Origin of the sequence: uncultured Eubacterium sp. (assembly GCF_945980375.1) — a bacterium.
Lineage (GTDB): Bacteria > Bacillota > Clostridia > Oscillospirales > Acutalibacteraceae > Eubacterium_R.
Map to the genome: position 1 here is coordinate 128744 of NZ_CAMFQO010000001.1, position 23607 is coordinate 152350.

Annotated in this window: 28 protein-coding genes, 2 tRNA genes and 1 other annotated feature; of the genes, 13 read left to right on the forward strand and 17 right to left on the reverse strand. The window is 43.2% G+C overall.

Annotation, left to right across the window (positions count from 1 at the left end):
- Positions 1-12: 12 nt before the first annotated feature.
- From Q0P34_RS00560 to rpmG, 10 genes are all read right to left on the reverse strand, one after another.
- Entirely contained in the window at positions 13-1368 is a 1356-nt protein-coding gene (locus Q0P34_RS00560; protein ID WP_294951440.1) for an MATE family efflux transporter, read from the reverse strand.
- A 119-nt stretch (positions 1369-1487) separates the two neighbouring features.
- Positions 1488-2411, reverse strand: a complete 924-nt coding sequence (locus Q0P34_RS00565) for an SPFH domain-containing protein (RefSeq protein WP_294951441.1) — start codon at positions 2409-2411, stop codon at positions 1488-1490.
- 36 nt (positions 2412-2447) lie between these two features.
- The gene (locus Q0P34_RS00570) at positions 2448-2885 is read right to left on the reverse strand and encodes an NfeD family protein (protein ID WP_294951443.1); all 438 of its coding nucleotides are present in this window, start codon (positions 2883-2885) and stop codon (positions 2448-2450) included.
- Between the two features lie 238 nt (positions 2886-3123).
- Complete coding sequence (gene rplL / locus Q0P34_RS00575; protein ID WP_178669402.1) at positions 3124-3501, reverse strand: 50S ribosomal protein L7/L12; 378 nt, start codon at positions 3499-3501, stop codon at positions 3124-3126.
- Between the two features lie 39 nt (positions 3502-3540).
- Positions 3541-4149: a 50S ribosomal protein L10 gene (gene rplJ, locus Q0P34_RS00580; RefSeq protein WP_294951445.1), complete on the reverse strand. Its 609-nt coding sequence runs from the start codon at positions 4147-4149 to the stop codon at positions 3541-3543.
- Between the two features lie 53 nt (positions 4150-4202).
- Positions 4203-4354: a sequence feature (ribosomal protein L10 leader region), on the reverse strand.
- A 34-nt stretch (positions 4355-4388) separates the two neighbouring features.
- On the reverse strand, positions 4389-5096 hold the full coding sequence (gene rplA / locus Q0P34_RS00585; protein WP_294951447.1) for a 50S ribosomal protein L1: 708 nt from the start codon (positions 5094-5096) through the stop codon (positions 4389-4391).
- Between the two features lie 49 nt (positions 5097-5145).
- Positions 5146-5571 (reverse strand): 50S ribosomal protein L11, encoded by a 426-nt coding sequence (rplK, locus tag Q0P34_RS00590; RefSeq protein ID WP_178669408.1) that lies wholly within the window; start codon positions 5569-5571, stop codon positions 5146-5148.
- 118 nt (positions 5572-5689) lie between these two features.
- Positions 5690-6217, reverse strand: coding sequence for a transcription termination/antitermination protein NusG (gene nusG / locus Q0P34_RS00595; RefSeq protein ID WP_178669410.1), 528 nt, complete (start codon positions 6215-6217; stop codon positions 5690-5692).
- A 12-nt stretch (positions 6218-6229) separates the two neighbouring features.
- A complete protein-coding gene (secE, locus tag Q0P34_RS00600; RefSeq protein WP_294951451.1) occupies positions 6230-6571 on the reverse strand; it encodes a preprotein translocase subunit SecE in 342 nt (113 codons plus the stop codon).
- A 13-nt stretch (positions 6572-6584) separates the two neighbouring features.
- On the reverse strand, positions 6585-6734 hold the full coding sequence (gene rpmG, locus Q0P34_RS00605; RefSeq protein WP_022194415.1) for a 50S ribosomal protein L33: 150 nt from the start codon (positions 6732-6734) through the stop codon (positions 6585-6587).
- 244 nt (positions 6735-6978) lie between these two features.
- Here rpmG and Q0P34_RS00610 point away from each other — a divergent pair, with 244 nt between their 5' ends.
- Genes Q0P34_RS00610 through Q0P34_RS00620 form a run of 3 tightly spaced genes read left to right on the forward strand, consistent with a single transcriptional unit; the run spans position 6979 to position 11141 of the window.
- Positions 6979-8094, forward strand: coding sequence for an aminoacetone oxidase family FAD-binding enzyme (locus Q0P34_RS00610; protein ID WP_294951456.1), 1116 nt, complete (start codon positions 6979-6981; stop codon positions 8092-8094).
- A 1-nt stretch (position 8095) separates the two neighbouring features.
- Entirely contained in the window at positions 8096-9703 is a 1608-nt protein-coding gene (locus tag Q0P34_RS00615) for an FAD-dependent protein (protein WP_294951458.1), read from the forward strand.
- 55 nt (positions 9704-9758) lie between these two features.
- Complete coding sequence (locus Q0P34_RS00620; protein ID WP_178669418.1) at positions 9759-11141, forward strand: glycine--tRNA ligase; 1383 nt, start codon at positions 9759-9761, stop codon at positions 11139-11141.
- A gap of 52 nt (positions 11142-11193) precedes the next feature.
- Here the strand turns inward: Q0P34_RS00620 and Q0P34_RS00625 are convergent, their stop codons facing one another.
- The 3 genes from Q0P34_RS00625 to rpsO form a co-directional block, all read right to left on the reverse strand.
- Positions 11194-13044, reverse strand: a complete 1851-nt coding sequence (locus tag Q0P34_RS00625; RefSeq protein WP_294951461.1) for a CvpA family protein — start codon at positions 13042-13044, stop codon at positions 11194-11196.
- A gap of 165 nt (positions 13045-13209) precedes the next feature.
- The gene (locus Q0P34_RS00630) at positions 13210-15396 is read right to left on the reverse strand and encodes a polyribonucleotide nucleotidyltransferase (protein WP_294951463.1); all 2187 of its coding nucleotides are present in this window, start codon (positions 15394-15396) and stop codon (positions 13210-13212) included.
- A gap of 179 nt (positions 15397-15575) precedes the next feature.
- Positions 15576-15872, reverse strand: a complete 297-nt coding sequence (rpsO, locus tag Q0P34_RS00635; RefSeq protein WP_294951465.1) for a 30S ribosomal protein S15 — start codon at positions 15870-15872, stop codon at positions 15576-15578.
- Between the two features lie 324 nt (positions 15873-16196).
- Between rpsO and rplU the strand changes: the two genes are divergently transcribed.
- The 6 genes from rplU to Q0P34_RS00665 all read left to right on the forward strand — a co-directional run bounded on the left by rplU (position 16197) and on the right by Q0P34_RS00665 (position 19309).
- Positions 16197-16505: a 50S ribosomal protein L21 gene (gene rplU, locus Q0P34_RS00640; protein ID WP_178666645.1), complete on the forward strand. Its 309-nt coding sequence runs from the start codon at positions 16197-16199 to the stop codon at positions 16503-16505.
- Between the two features lie 15 nt (positions 16506-16520).
- A complete protein-coding gene (locus Q0P34_RS00645; protein ID WP_294951468.1) occupies positions 16521-16835 on the forward strand; it encodes a ribosomal-processing cysteine protease Prp in 315 nt (104 codons plus the stop codon).
- A 2-nt stretch (positions 16836-16837) separates the two neighbouring features.
- A complete protein-coding gene (gene rpmA, locus Q0P34_RS00650; RefSeq protein ID WP_178666639.1) occupies positions 16838-17122 on the forward strand; it encodes a 50S ribosomal protein L27 in 285 nt (94 codons plus the stop codon).
- Between the two features lie 106 nt (positions 17123-17228).
- Positions 17229-17305, forward strand: a tRNA-Arg gene (locus Q0P34_RS00655).
- Between the two features lie 331 nt (positions 17306-17636).
- Positions 17637-18911, forward strand: coding sequence for a GTPase ObgE (gene obgE, locus Q0P34_RS00660; protein WP_294951470.1), 1275 nt, complete (start codon positions 17637-17639; stop codon positions 18909-18911).
- A complete protein-coding gene (locus Q0P34_RS00665) occupies positions 18911-19309 on the forward strand; it encodes a ribonuclease III domain-containing protein (protein WP_294951472.1) in 399 nt (132 codons plus the stop codon). The genes obgE and Q0P34_RS00665 overlap by 1 nt, the downstream gene beginning before the upstream one ends.
- 273 nt (positions 19310-19582) lie before the next feature.
- Here Q0P34_RS00665 and Q0P34_RS00670 read toward each other — a convergent pair.
- Positions 19583-19658 (reverse strand) — tRNA-Val (locus tag Q0P34_RS00670).
- 127 nt (positions 19659-19785) lie between these two features.
- Here Q0P34_RS00670 and Q0P34_RS00675 point away from each other — a divergent pair.
- The 4 genes from Q0P34_RS00675 to Q0P34_RS00690 are packed head-to-tail and all read left to right on the forward strand — an operon-like array spanning position 19786 to position 22359.
- Positions 19786-20544, forward strand: coding sequence for a type III pantothenate kinase (locus Q0P34_RS00675; RefSeq protein ID WP_294951474.1), 759 nt, complete (start codon positions 19786-19788; stop codon positions 20542-20544).
- 11 nt (positions 20545-20555) lie between these two features.
- Positions 20556-21824, forward strand: coding sequence for an O-acetylhomoserine aminocarboxypropyltransferase/cysteine synthase family protein (locus Q0P34_RS00680; protein WP_294951475.1), 1269 nt, complete (start codon positions 20556-20558; stop codon positions 21822-21824).
- A gap of 17 nt (positions 21825-21841) precedes the next feature.
- Positions 21842-22093 (forward strand): kinase to dihydroxyacetone kinase, encoded by a 252-nt coding sequence (locus tag Q0P34_RS00685; protein WP_294951477.1) that lies wholly within the window; start codon positions 21842-21844, stop codon positions 22091-22093.
- Positions 22093-22359, forward strand: coding sequence for a PqqD family protein (locus Q0P34_RS00690; RefSeq protein WP_294951479.1), 267 nt, complete (start codon positions 22093-22095; stop codon positions 22357-22359). Before Q0P34_RS00685 ends, Q0P34_RS00690 begins: the two co-directional genes overlap by 1 nt.
- Positions 22360-22399: 40 nt before the next feature.
- Here Q0P34_RS00690 and Q0P34_RS00695 read toward each other — a convergent pair whose 3' ends face one another.
- From Q0P34_RS00695 to Q0P34_RS00705, 3 genes are read right to left on the reverse strand one after another with little or no spacing between them, the layout of a single operon-like run.
- Complete coding sequence (locus Q0P34_RS00695; RefSeq protein ID WP_294951481.1) at positions 22400-23020, reverse strand: CHAP domain-containing protein; 621 nt, start codon at positions 23018-23020, stop codon at positions 22400-22402.
- Complete coding sequence (locus tag Q0P34_RS00700) at positions 23010-23219, reverse strand: hypothetical protein (RefSeq protein ID WP_178667993.1); 210 nt, start codon at positions 23217-23219, stop codon at positions 23010-23012. Before Q0P34_RS00700 ends, Q0P34_RS00695 begins: the two co-directional genes overlap by 11 nt.
- An 11-nt stretch (positions 23220-23230) precedes the next feature.
- Positions 23231-23533: a branched-chain amino acid ABC transporter permease gene (locus Q0P34_RS00705; protein WP_294951484.1), complete on the reverse strand. Its 303-nt coding sequence runs from the start codon at positions 23531-23533 to the stop codon at positions 23231-23233.
- Between the last annotated feature and the right edge of the window lie 74 nt (positions 23534-23607).

Here is a 23607-nt window from a genome sequence, read left to right on the forward strand (position 1 = left end):
AGTTAAAATTTATCAAAGATTGCTGTCGCTTTTGGATTTGATGTAATGATACCTCTTGTTTTTGCTAACAATAAAGGCTACCGATACAACCAATGCAAATGTCTCCGCTACCGTGATTGACAGCCATATTGCACCCTTGCCGAAAATTGCAGGCAGTACAAAAACACAAACAATTTGGAACAGCAATGTTCTTGCAAAGGATATTACAGCGCTGACAAAGCCGTTGTTAAGGGCGGTGAAAAATGCAGATGCATAAATGTTATACCCTGCAATCAAATACGACAGCGAAAACAGCCTAAATGCCATAACAGTCAGCTCAAACAGGTCCTGATCGTAACCAACGTAAATTTTTGATATTGGCCCTGCAAAAACAACCGATGCCACCGTGATAAACAACGAAAACATAAACAGCACACCAATGCTTTTTTTGAAAATGTTTTGAAGCTCTGCTTTGTTTTTTGCTCCGTAATTATATCCCACAATAGGAGCCGAGCCGATAGAATATCCTAAGAACGTTGACAAAAACAAAAAGTTGACATACATAATTGTTCCGTATGCCGCAACACCGTCCTCGCCGTAATATTTCATAAGCTGATAATTGTAAATCATACTTACCAGATTCATTGACAAATTACTCATAAGCTCGGACGAGCCGTTTGTGCAAGCCTTGAGCAAATCCTTTGCGTAAAAATGAGTTTTGCAAAGACGCAAAGAGCTTGTATTCTTGCGCATAAAATATATAAGAGGAATAATTCCGCCGAGGCTTTCACCCGTTACCGTTGCGGCGGCGGCACCCACAATGCCCCATTTGAAGAACCCTACAAAAACAAAATCCAAAATAATATTTGTTATTCCTGCCGTAAGTGTTACTGCGAGTCCTATTTGAGGCTTGCCCGCAGTTGCCATAAAGCTTTGAAAAAACACCTGAAGCATAAACGGAGCAACACTTATCGTTATAATTCTGCCGTACAAAATGCAGTAAGGAAGCATTTCGCCGTCTGCACCGAGAAGCCTTGCTATCTGTGGCATAGTGATTTCACCAAGCACAAAAATCACCATTCCGAAAGCAATGGTGACATACACAAGCATTGAGAATATTTCGTTAGCCTTTTTCTTTTTGCCCTCACCTAATGCTTTGGAAACAATAGCGTTTCCGCCTGTACCGAGCATAAAGCCTGCAACGCTGAGCATCAGCAAAAAAGGCATAATCAAATTGACTGCGGCAAACTGTGTTTTGCCTGTATAATTTGACACAAAATATCCGTCAACCACGTTATATACTGATGAAAAAACGATCATTACTATTGATGGCACGGTAAACCTAATCAGCCTATTATAATTAAAATGGTCGGAAATTTGTATTTTCATATCTACCTCTATAATGTTTAATACTCAATAGACTATACCATATATATTTTTATATTTCAAGCCATACAAAAAGACTCCTCTTATTATTAGAATAACAAGAGGAGCCGCAATTTTATATGTTATTTTTTAACCGATTCTACAATACCCTCGGCAAGTCCTGCAACGGACTGAATTTCCGACGGAATGATAATCTTTGTTGCCTGGCCGTCAGCAGCCTTTGCAAATGCTTCAAGTGCCTTTAGCTTAATTACGGCATCATTTGCATTTGCCTCGTTAAGAAGCTTAATAGCCTCTGCGCTTGCCTGCTGAACTGTTGCAATAGCCTGTGCCTCACCTTCAGCCTCTCTGATTTTTGCTTCCTTAACAGCCTCGGCACGAAGGATTGCAGATTGCTTTTCTGCCTCTGCCTCAAGAATCTTTGATTCCTTATGTCCCTCTGCAACAAGAATTCTCGACTGCTTTTCACCTTCGGCACGAAGGATTGCCTCACGGCGCTCACGCTCTGCCTTCATTTGCTTTTCCATTGCGTCCTGAATTTCACGAGGCGGAATAATGTTCTTAAGCTCTACTCTGTTTACCTTAATGCCCCATGGGTCAGTTGCTTCATCAAGAATTACTCTGATTTTTGCATTGATAGTATCACGGGATGTAAGTGTGGAGTCAAGCTCAAGCTCACCGATGATATTACGCAAGGTTGTTGCCGATAAATTTTCGATAGCGGAAATCGGGCTTTCAACACCGTAGCAATAAAGCTTTGGGTCTGTGATTTGATAGAACACAACGGTATCTATCTGCATTGTAACGTTATCCTTAGTGATAACGGGCTGTGGCTTAAAGTCTACTACCTGCTCCTTTAGGGACACAATTTTTGCAATTCTGTCAATAAACGGAACCTTTACGTGCAAGCCTGTCTCCCAGGTGGAAAAATATGTTCCGAGTCTTTCAATTACATATGCCTTTGATTGCGGCACAACCCTGATGTTTGCAAAAACAAGTGCCATAATTGCAACAATAAGCACAATAATTACAATAAATAGTTTCATAGTATTTCTCCTTTATGGTTATTAATTATTATATGTTTATTTTTTGTTTACTATTAGCTTTACGCCCTCAATTTTTTCTACCACAACAATGCTGTTTGGCGGAATAATCTCGTTATCTGAGCTGCGAGCTGTCCAAATCTTACCGTCAATTTTTACCTGACCGGTGGATTTAATGTTATCTATTTCCTCTACAACAACGGCATCGGAATTAATTACCCTGTCAGCATTTGTCGGCTGTATTTCGGTTTGTAGCCTTTTACTAACTATCGGTCGGGTAATTATTAATGCCAAAATACTGACCGCAATTCCGATAAGAAACTGAAGGTAAATCGGAGCATCGCATAGTGCCGACACAAGCCCCGCAATCGAGCCCACAACAAACCAAATTGACACAAGCTGAGCCGTTACTGTCTCAAGCACAGCAAATCCGATAATAGCCGCCGCCCAAATAATATACATCATTGCATCTGACATATCAGCTACCTCCATTATTTTTTAACATAAAAACAGCTGTTCTATATGTTGTGCTAATTATACCATATTTCGCCCAAAAAATCAATATATTGTGAATATGGCAAAATGAGATTTACAATTTATTCATAAATTGATACAACAGGAATAACACGATATATCCGCAAATACAACCTATTGTGTATAAAAAAAGAGGCTACATTTTGCAGCCTCTGAAATTATGGATTTAATTAAACTAAAATTACTTAAGTTCAACTGTTGCGCCTGCTGCAGCAAGAGCTTCCTTAAGAGCCTCTGCGTCAGCTGCAGGAACAGCTTCCTTAATTGTTGAAGGAGCACCGTCAACGATCTCCTTTGCTTCCTTAAGGCCAAGACCTGTTGCCTCACGAACAGCCTTGATAACCTGAATCTTGTTTGCACCAACGTCTGTCAATACAACGTCGAAATCTGACTTTGCTTCAGCTGCTGCTGCGCCGCCCTCTGCAGGAGCTGCTGCTACTGCTACTGCTGCTGCAGTTACGCCGAATGTTTCCTCGATTGTTTCCTTAAGCTCTTTAAGCTCAAGAACTGTAAGCTCTGCGATTGAATCTACAATTGCTGTAATCTTTTCTGATGCCATAATATTTTCCTCCGTAAAAATTAGAATTTAAGTTTATAATTATTCTGCTGATTCTTCAGCCGGTGCCTCTGCCGGAGCTTCCTCCGCAGGTGCCTCTTCTGCTGCAGGTGCTTCCTCTACCGGAGCTTCCTGTGCAGGAGCCTCAACAGGTGTTGCGCCACCCTTTTCCTCAAGTGCATTAACTGCACGAGCGATACAAGCGATAGGCTCTACAACAACGCTTGCGATAGTAGCAAGGAGTGTCTCTCTTGATGGGAGCTTTGCAAGAGCAACAACCTCTGCGTTGTCGATAACTGCTCCGTCAAGATAACCTGTCTTGATGTTGAAGCTTTCGTTTGCTTCTGCATACTTGTTCAAGATGCGTGCTGCTGCAACATAATCATCAACTGATGTTGCAACGGCTGTTGTGCCTTCTACGACAGATGCGTCAATGTTCAATCCAACTTCTTCAGCTGCGCGCTTGAGGATAGAGTTCTTAACTACTGTGTAAGTAACGCCTGCTTCACGAAGCTCTTTTCTGAGCTTGGTGTCATCCTCAACGTTGATACCCTTGTAGTCAACAACTACACCTGCACATGAACCCTTGATACGCTCTGCAAGATCGGCAACCTGTTGCTTTTTCTTTTCAAGAACTACTGTACTTGGCATTTTAGTTTACCTCCATAATTATTTTGCCGCAGGTGCGGACTTTAGGAGCTATCCAAACAAATATAAAAGTGCATCCCCAAAATTCGAGGATGCACGACATTACATAATTACGCACCTAAGTGCTACATAATGCTCATTCCTCGGTAGGCGACAATGCTTATGTCACAGGGACACCTACTGTCTTTGGTTGAACAGCTTGTATATTGTATCACAAGGAACTAACCTTGTCAACACCTTTTTTAGTCAGCGTTTGCTGCTGAACCAACCTTTGCAGGATTGATACGAACACCCGGACCCATTGTTGATGCAACTGCACATGACTTAATGTACTGACCCTTTGCAGCCTCAGGCTTTGCCTTGATAACTGCGTCAAGGAGTGCGTTAAAGTTTTCAAGAAGCTTTTCTGTGCCAAATGATACCTTGCCGATTGGGCAGTGGATAATATTTGACTTGTCAAGACGGTATTCAATCTTACCTGCCTTTGCTTCCTGAACAGCCTTTGCTACGTCCATGGTAACTGTGCCTGCCTTTGGTGACGGCATCAAGCCACGAGGACCGAGAACCTTACCCAAACGACCTACAACGCCCATCATATCAGGAGATGCGATACATACATCGAACTCCATCCAGCCGCCTTGAATCTTTTGCATAAGATCCATGTCGCCAACGATGTCTGCGCCTGCTTCCTGAGCTGCCTTTGCAAGATCACCCTTTGCGAATACTGCTACCTTAACATCCTTACCTGTACCGTTTGGCAATACTACGGCACCACGAACCTGCTGGTCTGCGTGACGTGAGTCTACACCCAAACGAATGTGTACTTCTACTGTTTCATCAAACTTTGCTGTTGCAGTCTTTGCTACAAGATCCAAAGCCTCTGTTGATGTGTATAAATTAGCGCGATCAATTAATTTTGCGCCTTCTGTATATTTCTTTCCGTGTTTCATTAAAAATTACCTCCAGTGGTTAATCGGATTTTTCCTCCCACATAGGGAATTAGTCTTCTACTACTACACCCATGCTGCGAGCTGTACCTGCGATCATTGACATAGCTGCCTCGAGCGATGCTGCGTTAAGGTCAGGCATCTTCTGCTCGGCAATCTTCTGAATATCAGCCTTTGAGATTGTAGCAACCTTTGTCTTGTTAGGCACACCTGATGCCTTGTCAATGCCGCATGCCTTCTTGATAAGAACTGCTGCAGGCGGTGTCTTTGTGATGAATGTGAATGTACGGTCTTCATATACAGTAATTACTACAGGAATGATAAGACCTGCGTCATTCTTTGTTCTTTCGTTAAAATCTTTTGTAAAAGCAACAATGTTTACACCGTGCTGACCGAGAGCCGGACCTACAGGTGGTGCCGGAGTTGCTTTACCGGCAGGAATTTGAAGTTTAATTAAACCTACTACCTTTTGAGCCATAATTATTTTCCTCCTAAAAAATGTGGTTGTTGGCGGAGAAGCTGTATCTCCTCCCACTCATAAATCCGTTATAAATAACGGCTTATGGTAATGCGGACTAAGCCGCTTATTACTAAAATTAATCTTTGACCTTTTCTAATTGGTCAAGTTCAAAATCAACTGAAGTTTCACGACCGAACATTGATACAACAGCCTGTACGCTGTTATTAGCTGTGTCGATAGATTCTACCGTACCGGTGAAGCCCTCAAGCGGACCGTCGATAACGGTTACCATATCGCCAACCTCGTACTGAACCTCTACCGTAACCTTTTCTACGCCGAGATTTCTAACCTCTTCCTCGGTCAAAGCAACAGGCTTGCCCTCGGGGCCAACAAAGCCTGCACAGCCTCTTGTGTTACGAACGATGTACCAAGTGTCGTCTGTCATAACCATTTTGACCATGATATATGAAGGAAAAATCTTCCTTTCGATTTCCTTCTTTGTACCATCGTCCTTAACCTCAACAACAGTTTCGGTAGGAATGACAATTTCTTGAATCATATCAGTAAGATTTAGGTTTTCGACCTTATTTTTAAGGTCGGTTGCCACCTTGTTTTCATAGCCTGAAAATGTGTGGGCAACATACCATTTTGCTTCTTCCATCATTTGCCTCCTTAATTATTCGGCAGTGGTGGCTTCTGTTGTTAATTCGGTAAGAGCCTCAGTAGTTGTTTCTGCTGTTGTCTCTTCTGCCTGGCTTGTTGTTGTTTGAGCCAACTGCTTAATACCCTTCATACCGCTTGTAAGACCAAGGTCGATAACATAGATAACCGCACTGACAATAGCGATTACTACTATAACGACAACGGTATTTTTAAGTACTTCCTTTGCCTTAGGCCATGTAACCTTCTTACCCTCACTGTTAACACTCTTGAAGAAACTTGCGATTGACTTGAACGGATTTTTCTTAGACTTTGACTTTTTGCTGTCTGTCTTCTTAGCCTTCTTATCTTCAGCCATCGTTATTCCTCCGTTACTTTGTTTCTCTGTGAAGTGTGTGCTTCTTACAGAAACGACAATACTTGTTCATTTCAAGTCTGTCAGGTGTGTTTTTCTTGTTTTTCATTGTGTTGTAATTGCGTTGTTTGCATTCAGTGCAAGCTAATGTAATCTTAACTCTCATTTTGGCACCTCCTAATTAATTTCGATAACAATCTCCCTCGTGTTGCCACGCCCGCAACGCTTACGAGCTTAAATCAGGGCACAAAAAATAAACCCTTTTTGACGAGGTACAAAGACTATACCACATTTGTCAACATATGTCAAGGATTAAATTATTAAAAACATTGCAAAATTACAATTGATTTTTTGCTTCTTATAATATATTATATATCTGTATTTATTACAATATATATTGGGTGAAAGAGATGAAGGTTGTAATTATCGGCGGCGGTGCCTCGGGCATTACTGCAGCGATTAGTTTAAAACAGAATAACCCCAAAATTGATGTTACGGTGCTGGAGCATCTTGACGAGATACTGAAAAAGATACACGCAACCGGCAACGGCAGATGCAACATTGCAAACAAAAACGCAGAGCATTACCGCGAGGTTGAGGAGCTTTTGACGTCACTCGGCTTAATGCTTCGAGAGGACGAAGACGGCAGAATGTACCCATACTCGTTGCAGGCAGGAACAGTTGTACAGGTGATGAGGTCTGCGTGTGACAGGCTTGGAATAAAAATAATTACAGGATGTACGGTAAAAAAAGCAGAGCACCGCGACAACACCTATTACATACACACCGACAAGGGAGAATTTGAGGCTGACGCGCTTGTACTTGCAACAGGAGGCAAGGCGCAAGGTGCACTTGGCTCTGACGGGAGCGGATACGCATACGCAAGAGCATTCGGTCACACGGTAACAGAGCTGTCCCCTGCTCTTGTTCAGATGACATCGTCAAACAAAACCTGTCGCATACTTAAAGGAACAAGAACAAAATGTAATGTTAAGATTGAAACAAACGGAGAAATCGTCGGTGAAGAGTACGGCGAGCTACTGTTTACGGATTACGGCCTATCGGGTATTGTGATAATGAATCTTTCTCACCTAATAAGCGACAGAAGGCTTGCATCAGGTGAGGACAAATCGGTTGCCGTAATTGATTTTGTACCGGAGGTAAGCGAGGAGGCTCTGGCAGAGCATTACAACCGCTTCGGCACATTTGAGGGAATACTCGGGCAAAAGCTTTGCAGGGTGCTCGAAAAGCAATCGGGCGGTGATGTAGAAAAAGTAGTAAAATGTATTAAGCATCAGCGTATCATTATTACAGGCACAAAGGGCTATGACTTTGCACAAATCACAAACGGCGGTGTGCCGAACAGCGAGCTTACAGAAGGTAATGAATCAACAATAAATAAAAACCTTTATATTATAGGTGAGTTAACCGACAATCAATTTGAATGCGGAGGATACAATTTGACCTACGCACTATACAGCGGAATTAATGCCGCAAACAGTATTACCGCGAGGGTACAAGGCTAATATGATAAGAATAAACGAAATTAAGCTTTCGCTTGACGACGGCGAGGATTTGCTGAAGAAGAAAGCGGCAAAGATATTAAAGATAAACGAAAAATACATAACGAGCCTTACCATATTCAAAAAGAGTGTGGATGCAAGGCACAGGGACGATGTGCACTTTACATACAGTGTTGACGTCACTATTTCCCTTGACGAAAACCAGATTGCAGGCAAATGCAAATCAAACAAGGTGTCATTGGTAAAGCCATATGTATACAACATACCTGTGAACAGAAGAAAATCAAAATTCCGTCCTATTGTTGTGGGCTTCGGTCCCGCAGGTATGCTTGCAGGATTGATACTTGCCCAGGCAGGCGCAGAGCCTATCATTTTGGAGCGTGGTAAGGACATTGATGCAAGGCAACGTGACGTAAACGAATTTTGGACAAAACGCAGGCTTGACGAGGAAAGCAATGTTCAGTTCGGTGAGGGAGGAGCAGGCACATTTTCCGACGGAAAACTGACAACCGGAATAAAAAGTCCTTTTATACGCAAGGTACTTGAGGAGCTGTACGAGGCAGGTGCACCTGAGGAAATACTGTATTCTTCAAAGCCGCACATCGGCACGGACAGGCTTGCAATAGTTGTAAAAAATATACGAAAAAAAATAGAACGACTCGGCGGCGAGGTAAGGCTTGAGTGCAGGCTTGACAAGCTGTTAATCGCAAACGGTGCCGTGCAGGGAGTGTCGTACATTCACCACGGCGAAAGGTACGATATGGAAACCGACAGCGTAATAATGGCAATAGGTCACAGCGCAAGAGATACGGTGGAAATGCTGTACAACCTCGGTGTAGAAATAATACAAAAGCCGTTTTCCGTAGGTGCAAGAATAGAGCACCCGCAAAGCCTTATAAACAAGGCACAGTACGGCAAATTTGCAAATCACCCAAAGCTCGGTGCTGCTGATTACAAGCTTGCCTGCCACGGCTTGCACGAGCGCGGAGCATACACATTCTGTATGTGCCCGGGCGGTACGGTTGTTGCCGCCGCAAGCGAAAAGGAGGGCGTAATTGTAAACGGAATGAGCTCACTTGCAAGAGACGGAGAAAATGCAAATTCCGCACTTTTGGTCGGAATAGAGCCAAAGGATTTTCCGTCAGACCATCCGCTTGCAGGCATATATTACCAAAGAGAGATTGAGCACAAAGCCTTTGTGCTCGGTGGCGGCGACTACAAGGCACCCGCCCAGCTTGTGGGCGACTTTCTTGCCGGAAAGGAAAGCAAGGGGCTCGGTGATGTTCATCCGACCTGCCCTACCGGAGTTACGCTGACTGACATAGAAGAATGTCTGCCTGCAAAGGTGTGTGCAACAATGAAGGACGCCATTGTGCAAATGGACAACAAGCTGCACGGCTTTAATCTGTACGACGCGGTGCTGACTGCACCTGAAACAAGAAGCTCAAGCAGTGTGCGTATTCTGCGTGATGAATTTATGGAATGTAACATTCAGGGTGTGTATCCCTGCGGTGAGGGTGCGGGATATGCCGGAGGCATTGTGTCTGCCGCAGTTGACGGCATAAAATGTGCCGAGGCTGTATTGGCAGACGAGCACTACAAAATAGGTTGACTAAAGCAAATATTAATAGTATAATATATAACATCAATTTTTGGAGGATATATCAATGTTAAATTCTGAAAAAACACTTGATCAAATCGTAGCTCTTTGCAAGGGCAGAGGCTTTGTTTATCCGGGTAGCGAAATTTACGGCGGTCTTGCAAACACTTGGGATTACGGACCGTTGGGTGTTGAGCTTAAAACCAACATCAAAAACGCTTGGAGAAAAAAATTCATACAGGAAAACAAATACAATGTTGGGCTTGATTCTGCAATTTTGATGAATCCGCAGACATGGGTTGCCTCGGGACATTTGGGTGGATTTTCAGATCCTCTTATGGATTGCTGTGAATGCAAAACCCGTCACAGAGCAGACCAGCTTATCGAAGACTTTGACGGCACAAACGTTGCAGGCTGGAGCAACGAGCAGCTCAGCGAATACATCAAGGAAAAGAATATTCCGTGTCCAAACTGCGGTGCTCACAACTTTACGGACATCCGTCAGTTTAACCTTATGTTCAAAACATTCCAGGGTGTAACCGAGGACAGCAAGGACGAAATTTATCTTCGTCCCGAAACTGCACAGGGCATCTTTGTAAACTTTGCAAATATCCAAAGAACAACAAGAAGAAAGGTTCCTTTCGGTGTTGCTCAAATCGGTAAATCATTTAGAAACGAAATCACTCCGGGTAAGTTCATCTTCCGTGTACGCGAATTTGAGCAAATGGAGCTTGAGTTCTTCTGCAAGCCGGGCACAGACCTTGAGTGGTTTGAATATTGGAGAGGCTTCTGCAGAGATTGGCTTTACTCACTCAACATCAAGCCTGAAAACCTAAGGCTTCGTGACCACGACCCCGAGGAGCTTTGCTTCTACTCAAAGGCTACAACAGACTTTGAATATAACTTCCCGTTCGGCTGGGGTGAGCTTTGGGGCGTAGCAGACAGAACAGACTACGACCTCACACAGCACATCAACACATCGGGCAAAAACCTTGAATACTTTGACGGTACGACAAACGAAAGGTACATTCCATATGTTATCGAGCCGTCGCTCGGTGTTGAAAGATTGTTCCTTGCAGTTCTTTGCGAGGCATATGACGAGGAGGTTTTGGATGCTGAAAAGAACGATACAAGAATCGTTATGCATTTCCATCCGACACTGGCTCCGTACAAGTGTGCCGTGCTTCCTCTTTCAAAGAAGCTCAACGAGCAGGCAGAGGAAGTATTCCAAAGCCTTTCAAAGAAATTTATGGTTGATTACGATGACGCAGGCTCAATCGGTAAGAGATACCGCAGACAAGACGAAATCGGTACACCGTACTGCATCACATACGACTTTGACTCTGTTGAGGACGGCTGTGTAACAGTACGTGACAGAGATACTATGGAGCAGGTTAGATTGCCTATCTCCGAGCTTGAAGCATTTATTGAAGAAAAAATTGCTTTCTAAATAACAAATAATAAAAACACGGGTTGAGTTTGAAATTCTCAACCCGTTTTTATTACTTTATTTCTACATTATCTGCCTTTATGAATTTATCCGAATCCTTTGTGTAGGTAACAGTAACCTTGTCGCCCTTTTTCATCAAAAGAACATCCATACAATCCGTAACCTTAATGTAGTAATACTTTTCCTTTACCTGAAGATAATATACTGTGTTGCCGTCGTTTACAGATGTCTTAATATCCGTAATTTCACCTGTTACGGTAAGCTTTTCAGGCTCAACTGCATCGGTATCGCCGTCAACATTCTCACCTGCCACAGTGCTTGCGCTTGCATCAACCTTATAGTCGTCGGCATCCGCATTTTCGTCAACCACATTTTTATCCTTGAGTGCTGAAATATAGTTTTCAACAGCGGCATTAAGGGCATTTGTGTGTGATTTTTCAATATCAAGAAGACCTGTGCCTACGATAGTTTTGTCATCAAGGTTTACAAGTGCATAGCCCTTAACGGTGTAGCCGGAGCCGTAAAGCGACATAAAGTAGGTTGGCTGATCCTCAATATCAAGAAGAATCGGGAAGGTTGCCATATATCCGTAGTTTTGAACAAGGTCAACAGCCGACGCCTGTGCCGAGCTTTCCTGTGCACCGCCGTTCTTATAGTAACGCAATTCCTTTGTACGCTGATTGCAAAGAATGAAGCCGAAGTTTGATGTGTCAGCCTCTGATGAGGTTACGCCTGTATATACCCAAACGTCGTCATCCATAGCAATAACACCGTTACCGCTTGATGTTACGTTAACATCATTTTGGAAAATAATTGAGTTCCAGAAGCCGTTGGACAGTCTGCCGTGATAATTGTACTGCTGAATAACAAGTGCTTCGCTGTAAACAACGTCAATCCAGTTAAGAGAGTTATCCGTACGGATTTGTCCCATACTGTAATACTCGCTTTCACCGGTAAGAGCATCGGTAATGATAGCACCCTTAACATCTGTACCGCCGAACAAGCCGATAGTTTTGTCAAGCACAGGAGTAATCCAATACGGATGAGCATCATCATCAATCTCGAAATTCGGAGTGTCAAGAATTTCGGTAGGATATTGGAATCTCAAGTGACGAATAAGCCTTTCGTTAAACAGCTCGGTAGGTGAATACTTGATACCGCTGCCGAATTTTTCAACACAGTTAACAACGGCAACCTTTTGGCTGACAAGGTCAGTCATCATATATGCAGGCAAGCCGTTCTTTGTATTGTTAAACCATTTGAAAACATTTGCATATTCCAAATATGCAACTCTGACAGGGTGGTTCTTATAATTGATTTGGGTAGAAACATTTGATACAACATACTGGCTCTTGTATTCCGAAAGAGAGCCCAACTGCTGATCGGCAAGCACCTTTGATGTAGCGGCATCAAGACGTGGAACATCGGTATAATTTATATCCTTAAAATCCTCTGTAAAGCTGCTTTCCTTAACATCAACAAGCTCGCTGTAGCTTTTTGCCCTAAGCAATGTGCAGCCCGAAATGTAGCCGACAACCATAACCAAAAGCATCATTGCCACAAGAACTATCGGGAATACGGAACGCTTTTTGCAATACTCTCTGCGTTCTATTTTTGTCCTTGCACCGCAAAGCACGTAAAAGACTCCGCAGAACACCGCAATAATTACAAACCAGAATGTATAAAAATCGGTTGATTTGAAATTCATTGCAGGAAGCATCATATAGTAAGCGCCTGCACCGATAACTGCCGTAATGATAAACGACAGCAAAAGCTTTAGCGCAACCTTTGGAGGTCTTACTACAACCTCAACCTCGTTGCTTGAAGGCCATTTGAATTTTGACTTGAAGTCCTCAATTACCTCATCTGCGTCAAAATCCATATTAGGAATTTTATCACTCATAGAATATCTCCTTAAAATATAGTAATGATATTATACTATATATAAGCCCTTTAATCAAGACAATAAATTTTACCTCATTGTAAACAAAGGGCAAAGCTGTAATTGCCTACATCTGCTCAAATGCGACGGCTCCCCTTGCAACAAGAGGAGCCGTAATAATTTTTATTATCTTCTGTCGCCGCGACGGTTATCTCTTCTCGGCTTACGAGGTGCCTCGTCAATATCGTTTTCAGGTGTCATACCCTCAAGCTCAATCAACGCATCTCTTCTTGAAAGGTTAATTCTGCCCTGGTCATCAATCTCTATGCACTTAACGATGATTGAATCGCCAACGTTAACAACATCCTCTACCTTTTCCGTTCTCTTAACATCAAGGCGAGAAATGTGAACAAGTCCTTCCTTGCCCGGTGCAATCTCTACAAATGCACCAAAGTTCATAAGCCTTGTTACAACACCGTTGTAGAAAGCACCAACCTCAGGATCGGTAGCAATAAGCTTAACAACATTTACTGCGCCCTCGCACTTGTCTGCGTCAACACCGGAAATGTATACTCTGCCGTCCTCTTCAATGTTAATCTTAACATCGTATTCTGCCTGAATTTCCTGAATAACCTTGCCGCCCTTGCCGATAACATCGCCGATCTTTTCAGGATCAATCTGCAATGTGTACATCTTCGGAGCATACTTTGAAAGCTCCTTACGAGGCTCGCTGATAACAGGAAGCATAATTTCATCAAGTATATAATTTCTTGCCTTGTGAGTTTTTGCAAATGCCTCCTTGATAATTTCAGGAGTAAGGCCGTGTACCTTAAGGTCCATTTGAATAGCAGTAATACCCTTCTTTGTACCTGCAACCTTAAAGTCCATATCACCGTAGAAATCCTCAAGACCCTGAATGTCAACCATAGTCATAAAGTCGCCGTAAACACCCTCATCACCTGTGATAAGACCGCAGGAAATACCTGCAACAGGAGCCTTAATAGGTACACCTGCTGCCATAAGAGCAAGTGTTGAGCCGCAAATTGAGCCCTGTGATGTTGAACCGTTTGAGGAAAGAACCTCTGATACAACACGGATTGCATATGGGAACTCGTCAACAGTAGGAAGAACAGGAACAAGTGCCTTTTCTGCCAATGCACCGTGACCGATTTCTCTTCTGCCCGGACCTCTTGATGGCTTTGTTTCGCCAACAGAGTATGACGGGAAGTTGTAGTGGTGGATATATCTCTTTTCGGTTTGCTCATCCAAGCCGTCAAGAAGCTGTGCATCGTTCATAGGGCCGAGTGTTGCAACTGAAAGAACCTGTGTCTGTCCTCTTGTGAACATACCTGAGCCGTGAACTCTTGAAAGAAGGTCAACCTCTGCATTAAGCGGACGGATTTCGTCGATACCTCTGCCGTCAACTCTCTTGTGCTCGTCCTTAAGCCAAGCACGAACAACGTGCTTTTGAACAAGATACATAATCTCGTCAATCTTGCCCTCGTTGCCCTCAAATCTTTCGTCAAACTTTTCGTGAACTGCATCATAAATAGGAAGCAATGCCTCGTCACGAACATTCTTATCATCGGTATCGAGTGCCTTTTTAACATCCTCGATACAGAACTCTTCGATTTCTGCAAGAATTTCAGGATCCGGATCGGATGACTCATAAGCAAACTTTGGCTTACCTATCTCATCAACAATACCCTGAATAAACTTAACAATCTTCTTGTTTTCCTCGTGACCTGCCATAATAGCGTCAAACATCAAATCGTCATCGATTTCGTTACCGCCTGCTTCAATCATGGCAATAAGGTCTGCGGTAGATGCAACTGTAAGAACAAGATCGCTCTTTGCTCTGTCCTCAAGGCCCGGATTGATAACGATATTGCCGTCAACAAGGCCTACGTTTACGCCTGAGATAGGACCGTCCCACGGAATATCCGAAATTGCGATTGCAGCAGATACGCCGATCATTGCTGTAATTTCGGGTGAGCAATCGGGGTCAACAGACATTACTGTTGCAACAACCGAGCAATCGTTACGCAAATCCTTTGGGAACAAAGGACGGATAGGACGGTCGATGCAACGTGAGGTCAAAATTGCCTTTTCGGATGCTCTGCCCTCTCTTCTCTGGAATGAGCCGGGGATACGACCTACCGAATACATTTTTTCTTCATAGTCTACGCTGAGTGGAAAGAAATCCACGCCCTCTCTTGGCTTTGCAGAAGCTGTTACGTTACACAAAACCTCTGTTTCGCCGTAGCGAGCAAGGATTGACGCATTTGCAAGACCTGCCATCTTACCTGTTTCAAGGGTAAGCTTTCTGCCTGCAAGCTCGGTTTCCCACACTTTGAAATTCTTGAAAAACATTACTTTTACCTCTCTTTTTATTTTAATTATTATATCAAAAGGAGGGCAATAGTAATAAGCTCAAGGTGCAAAGCATTGAACATTTGTACCCTCAATTTACTACTATTGTTTGCTCCTCCTTTGGTATCAAAAACAAACAGGCAAGCGATACCAAGCAGATATCACTTGCCATTGGATTATTAATCCTCGTTGTCAGCCATGTTACGCTCGATTGTGTTACGGATACCAAGCTTTGCAATAAGTGCACGGTATTCGTTAACATCCTTCTTGTAGATGTAAGCAAGAAGATTTCTTCTGTGACCTACCATCTTGAGAAGACCTCTGCGAGAGTGATGGTCCTTCTTGTGAACCTTAAGGTGCTCGGTAAGCTCGTTGATTCTCTTTGTAAGAACAGCAACCTGAACCTGAGCAGAGCCTGTATCGCCCTCATGAGTAGCGTATTCAGCCATAATAGCCTGCTTTTCTGCCTGTGTCATAATTAATCACCTTTCTAAATAATATTTGCATTGCGAAAAACACAGAAATGGGCCGGTGTGTGTCGTACCCGACTTGCCCCCAAAACCGAGTCATTCGCATAAAGCAATAGAATTATAGCACAAACAATATCATTTGTAAAGCATTATTTTTATAATTTCCAAAACTATATTGTAGTGCTACACCGAAATTAACAAATAATGATTTTTTCTCTTGACAATATTGTTTTTTCTGTTATAATAATTAAGCCGCATATTATGGGCAGCAAGAAATACACACGATGTATTCGCCTATCGTAGCGAGACTTATGAAGGAGAATTTTTACTATGTACGCAGTTATCGTAACAGGCGGAAAGCAGTACAAGGTATCTGAGGGTGACGTTCTTTACATCGAAAAGCTTGATGTTGAGGCTGACTCAAAGGTTACATTTGACAACGTACTTGCAGTTGGCACAGACAAGGGTCTAAAGGCCGGCAAGGATTGCGCAAAGGCTACTGTTGATGCCACTGTTGTTAAGAACGGCAAGGGTAAGAAGATTACCGTTTTCACCTACAAGCCAAAGAAGAACGAAAAGCGTAAGATGGGTCACAGACAGCCTTACACAAAGGTTGAAATCACAAAGATCAACGCTTAATTGTTTTAACTATCAATGATTAGAATTGAATTTTATAAAAACGGTGATATGCTGACAGGCTTTGAGTGCAAAGGTCACGCAGGCTTTGCCGACAGCGGCGAGGACGTTGTGTGCGCATTCATCAGCAGTGCGTGTTATCTTGCGGCAAACACTGTAACGGACATCATCAAGCTTGACGCCCGTTCAAGTGATGCCGACGGATATATGTCGCTGAAAATCAACTCTTCACCGGAAAAGGCACAGGATATTCTGATCGGCTTGGTGCTTCACTTAACCGAGCTTGAAAAGGATTATCCAAAAAACATTAAAGTAACTATAACGGAGGTGTAATTATGCTTAAGCTTAATGTACAACTTTTTGCTCATAAAAAAGGTATGGGTTCTACAAAGAACGGCAGAGACAGCGAATCAAAGCGTCTCGGCGCAAAGAGAGCTGACGGTCAGTTCGTTCTTGCAGGCAACATCCTTTACCGTCAAAGAGGAACACACATCCATCCGGGTACTAACGTAGGTATCGGTAAGGACGACACTCTTTTTGCTCTTGTTGACGGCACAGTAAAGTTTGAAAGAATGGGCAAGGACAGAAAAAAGGTTTCTGTTTACCCGGTAGAGCAGTAATTAAAAACACAATCCGTAGTCTTGCGATTACGGATTGTTTGCTTTTTATGTTTAGTTTGTTGACAATTTAATAATCAACAATTATAATACTAATAATATATCATATGTCTCCGTAGCTCAGTAGGATAGAGCGACTGCCTCCTAAGCAGTAGGCCATCGGTTCGATTCCGGTCGGGGATGCCACACCTGCGGTGAGCAATCCGTCCACCGCATATAAAACTTTTTATGTTATTGCCGAGGCGGTAGTATTCCCTCATCGGAATAACATCTGCGGTGAGCAATCCGCCCATCGCATATAAAACTTTTTATGTTATTGCCGAGGCGGTAGTATTCCTTATCGGAATAACATCTGCGGTGAGCAATCCGTCCACCGCATATAAAACTTTTTATGTTATTGCCGAGGCGGTAGTATTTCCTCATCGGAATAACATATGCGGTGAGCAATCCGCCCACCGCATATACACACAAATCAGGGTTGTCTTTACGACAACCCTCTATTAAAATGGTGAGAAGTATGTTTGTAGATATAGCAAAGATAAAAATAAAAGGCGGTGACGGTGGAGCAGGAGCCGTTGCCTTTCACAGAGAAAAATACGTTGCCGCAGGCGGACCCGACGGTGGCGACGGCGGAAAAGGCGGCGACGTAGTTTTTGTTGTTGATGACAATTTGGCTACCCTTGCCGATTTTAGATACAAGCGCAAATATTCCGCTCCTAACGGTGAGGGCGGAAAAGGCGGAAGATGCAACGGCAAAAAGGGACAGGACCTTGAAATAAAGGTCCCCCGCGGTACAATAATCAGAGAAGCAAACAGCAAGGCAGTTATGGCAGATATGAGCAAAACAGAGCGCTTTATTGCCGCAAAGGGCGGTAAGGGCGGCTGGGGTAATATGCACTTTGCCACCTCCACCCGTCAGGTGCCTCGCTTTGCAAAGCCCGGCGTTCCCGGTGAAGAATGGGAGGTTAACCTTGAGCTTAAGCTTCTTGCAGACGTTGGGCTTGTCGGCTATCCGTCGGTAGGCAAAAGCAGTCTTATATCCGTTGTATCACAGGCAAAGCCAAAAATCGGCGACTATCACTTTACTACCCTTGTGCCAAACCTTGGTGTTGTAAGCATGGGCGAGGGCAACAGCTTTGTGCTTGCAGACATTCCGGGATTAATTGAGGGTGCAAGCGAGGGCGTTGGACTCGGTCATCAGTTCCTACGACACGTTGAACGCTGCAGAATGTTAATCCACATTGTTGACGTTAGCGGCAGTGAGGGCAGAAACCCTATCGACGATTTTGAAAAAATCAACGAGGAGCTTGCAAAATTCAATCCCGAGCTTGCTCAAAGACCAATGATTGTTGCAGGCAACAAAATTGATATGGCAGAGCCGGAGCAAATCGAAAGCTTCAAAAAATACGTAAACGACAAGGGCTACGAATATTACTCAATTTGTGCACCGATTATGGAGGGCACAAAGGAGCTTATGAACGTAACGTGGAATATGCTTAAGGATTTGCCTCCTATCAAGGAGTACGAAGCAGAGGAAATCCCGCTTGATGCATTACTTCCGGAAAATGATATGAGCTTTAAGATTACCCAAGAGGACGAGGGCTACTATCTTGTTGAGGCAAAATGGTTCCCGAGAGTTCTTAAAGGCATTGATGTTACCGACTACGAGGCATTGCAATATATGCAAAGGGTTCTTGAAAAGAGCGGTGTATTTGACGCATTAAGAGAGAAAGGAATTCAGGAGGGCGACATTGTAAGCCTTTATGACATTGAATTTGAGTATATTCCGTAATGAGATTTACCGACAAAGAAGCGCACCCAAACGAACTAAGTCCGCTTAATCTTGCATTTATCGGAGACTGTGTGTACGAAATGCTTGTAAGAGAAAGCCTTGTGCTAAATGCCAACAGACCGGTAAACGATTTGCACAGGGAAAGCGTTAAATATGTATCGGCAAAGGCGCAGACCTTGGCATATGACAAAATTAAAGACATGCTGACCGAGCAGGAAATTGCCGTTTACAAGAGAGGCAGAAACGCAAAGGTTGGGCACAATCCCAAATCCGCGAGCCAAGGCGAATACCATATTGCGACAGGCGTTGAGGCTTTGTTTGGATACCTGTACTTAACAGAGCAGATTGAACGAATTAAAGAATTATTCAACATAATAACAAAGGACAGCGTTTTTTAATTGCTGTCCTTTTAGTCAAGTAATATTAGGCAGTTGAGAAATGGAGCTGAATTTCGCATTTTGCGAGGGAAGATGTACGAGGGTACCTCGACCGAGCAAAAGGCGAAAAACGCCAAAAACAGATTGAACTCGATGTTCAATCTGTTTTTTATCCCCTCAGTTTCACTTCGTTCAACAGCTCCCCTTACAATAAGGGGAGCCAATTATATTTTTTGGCGTGGTTCAGACCATTTATCGACAGCATAAAGAAAAAGACATCCGATTGGATGTCTTTGGTGGGAACAACAGGGCTCGAACCTGTGACCCTCTGCTTGTAAGGCAGATGCTCTCCCAGCTGAGCTATGCTCCCGAGTCAACATCACATATTATATCATAAAAAAACATTTTGTCAATACCAAAATTAAAATTATTATATTTTACAAATTGCATTATATGTGCTAAAATAGAAAAGATATATAACAAATCGAGGTGTAACAATGCTACTTGCCATTGACGTTGGAAACACTAACATTGTGTTGGGCCTGATTGACGATGAACATCTTATCAAATCAGGCAGGTTTTCCACAAACATAAATGAAACCGACGAAGAATATGCGATGAAAATTCATTCGTTTTTGAGCATACATAAGGCATTAAAAATTGACGGTGCAATTATTTCATCCGTAGTGCCTGCTTTAATCAGCACACTGAAAAATGCCGTAAAAATGATTTGCGATATTGATGCTGTAATTGTCGGTCCGGGAATAAAAACAGGGCTTTCAATAAAAATTGACGACCCTGCACAGCTTGGTGCTGACCTTGTTGTTGCTGCGGTGGCGGCAAAGGAAAAATACCCTATGCCTGCCATAATCTTTGATTTAGGCACGGCCACAACAGGCTCGGTGCTTGACAAAAACGGTAATTTTCTCGGCGGTATCATTACCACAGGCGTTAAAACATCACTTAACGCCTTAACCGCAGGAGCTGCCCTTTTGCCGCAAATTGACATTACATCTCCGAAAAAGGTCATCGGTACAAACTCCATAGAGAGTATGAAATCAGGCAGCGTTATAGGTACAGCCTGTATGCTTGACGGACTTGTTGACAGGTTTGAGGCAGAGCTTGGCGAAAAGGCAACCGTCATTGTTACAGGCGGGCTTGGCAAGTCTATCGCGGAAAACTGCAAGCACGATATGATTATTGATGAGAATCTTTTAATTGACGGTCTAAGAATTATATACAACAAAAACATTTAGGAGGAAAAGAAATGAAGCTTGATACAATTTGTGTGCAAGGCACATACAAGCCAAAAAACGGCGAGCCGAGAGTTATGCCGATTATTCAATCAACAACATTTAAGTACGACAGCAGTGATGAAATGGGTGATTTGTTCGATCTTAAAAAGAGCGGATATTTCTATTCAAGACTGCAAAATCCCACCTGTGATAATGCGGCATCTAAAATTGCTGCACTTGAGGGCGGCGTTGCAGGAATGTTAACCGGCTCCGGTCAGGCGGCAAACTTTTATGCAATATTCAACATTGCACAGGCAGGAGACCACATCGTATCATCATCTGCAATCTACGGCGGAACATTTAATCTTTTCAATGTTACAATGAAAAAGCTCGGAATAGACTTTACCTTTGTTTCTCCGACAGCTACCGAGGAAGAAATCGAAGCTGCTATTCAGCCAAACACAAAGGCTATCTTCGGCGAAACCATTTCTAACCCAAGCCTTGATTTGCTTGATATTGAGGTTTTTGCAAAGGTTGCACACAGAAACGGTATTCCGCTTATTGTTGACAACACCTTTGCAACACCGATAAACTGTCGTGTGTTTGACTACGGAGTTGACATTGTTACACATTCAACAACAAAGTATATGGAGGGACACGCATCAACCATCGGCGGTGCTATCGTAGACAGCGGTAACTTTGACTGGACTCAAAACGACAAGTTCCCCGGTCTTACAACTCCTGACGACAGCTATCATGGAATTGTATACGCAGACACCTTTGGCAAGGGTGCATACATCACAAAGGCTACCGTACAGCTTATGAGAGATTTGGGCTCTGTTCAGTCCCCTAACGACGCATTTTTGCTTAATGTAGGTCTTGAAACCCTGCACTTAAGAATGCAAAGACATTGCGAAAACGCAAAGGCAGTTGCTCAGTATCTAAAGAATCACCCAAAAATCGAATGGGTAAAATGTGCTATGCTCCCTGATGACGAGCAAAATCACCTTGCACAAAAGTATATGCCAAACGGCACCTGCGGTGTTGTGTCATTTGGCGTAAAGGGTGGCAGACAGGCTGCAACCGTATTTATGGACAGTCTTAAGCTTGCTGCTGTTGTTACCCATGTTGCAGATGCAAGAACCTGTTGCCTGCATCCTGCTTCCACAACTCACCGTCAGCTGACAGACGAACAGCTTGCAGAATGCGGTGTAACACCTGACCTTGTAAGATTTTCCTGCGGTATTGAGGCGGCAGAGGATATTATTGCAGACATTGAGCAGGCACTTGAAAAAATTTAACAAAAGAGGTAAAGACTATGCTTGAATACAGATATGACACACAGCTTCTTATCGAAGGCACAGACCTTGATGAAGATGCAATTAACGATTATTTTGTAAAAAACTTTAAGGGCAACTGCCTTATTGCCGTAGGTGATGAGGACTTAATCAAAATTCATTACCACACCAACGAGCCGTGGAAGGTATTGGAATATTGCAGAAGCCTCGGCGAAATCTTTGACATTGTTGTTGAGGATATGGACAGGCAGGAAAGAGGTCTGAAGGGCTGATGAAGATAAAGGACGGCTTTACACTACGAAACATTGCAGACTCTGACATTGTTGTACCTGTCGGCAACGCAAGCAAGACATTTAACGGAATGATTACCCTAAACGACAGCGGTGCATTCCTTTGGAAGGCTATGCAAAAGGACACAACAATTAACGAGGTTGTCGCAAGGCTGACAAGTGAATACGAGGTAAGCACCGAGCAGGCAACGGCAGATGTGCAAAAATTTGTTGCTATGCTCAGGGAAAATGATTTAATAGATGAATAGAAAAAGAGAGGGAGCTTTCGAAAAAGTTCCCTCTCATTTTTTACGGCTTAAGCAGCTTGCCCTGCTTTAGCAAATCAAGCATTTTCAGGTTTTGTCGCGGTGTTCCCGTGTAGCTTGCAATCCTGTTTTTCTCTGCAATTTTTTTGCGGTTAGCAAACGATGAATCAATTTTTAACGACTCAAGTGCATCAACAATGCTGTCCCCTGCACCCTTGTATGCCTTGTAGTATTTTGATGCGGATTTGCTCTTTTTCTTTGGGCGAAGCACACCCAAAAGCGATTTGTAGCTATGCTTGATTTTTGTCATAGGCTCGTGCTGTGACTTTGGATAATTTTGGTCGTAGGAATAAAAATACGAGGTTGTGCCCTCACCTGTTGCAACCGAAACGTGCCCATTTCCGCTTTTTGAGGTGAACACACAAATATCTCCCTTTTTGGGAATAAAATCAGTAGTGTTTTTGTGCCAACTGAAATTATCCTTAAGGTATGCTACCTTATTTCGCTTGTTGTAATACTCTATTGCATTGCCAATGCTTTGAGGAGATATACCAAGCACGTTTTTGACATAATGCTTTACAAGGTCTACACACTGAACACCGTAGGTTCCGTCGTAATCAATAGCCTTGCCCGAATACTTTTTCACCCATTCATCAAACGTCATTGCAATCCTTCCTTTCCAAATTCATAACTGCAGAAATTCCTGCCGACACTGCTGCTACAAGCAAGCCTGTTACAGCAGATTTTACCGTTGCCTTATCATCGGTAAAATTAATATACATTATATTCACTGTTACATAAGCAATAGCGGATTGAAAAAATGTTCTTAATGCCCGCATAACAGTATTTTTTGTTATCATCATACCCATTCCTCCTATCTGTGTGCCTGTTTGTTAAGATACTTTTGCAGCTTGTTTTTTGCAACGGGTACAGAGTGGTTTGCACCCAACTGCTCCAAGCCGTCCAATGCTGCCGAAAGTCCATAGCATATAAGCTGATTTTCTTCCTTGAGTCTTTCTATATCCTTATCCTGTGCAATGTTGCGTTCTGCTTGCAGCCTTGCCCTCTCTTTAGCAGAGCTCAAATGCCCTGCCACCGATTTGAAAATACCGAAAACCGTTAGGCAAGCCGTAGCAACACCGCCGACAGTAATAATGATTTGTGCCAGACCGTTCAAAGTTTTGCTCCTTTCCTTTCGGGGACAGGTATTATATTACACACCATACTATGCCGTCACAAGCCAAGGTGTCA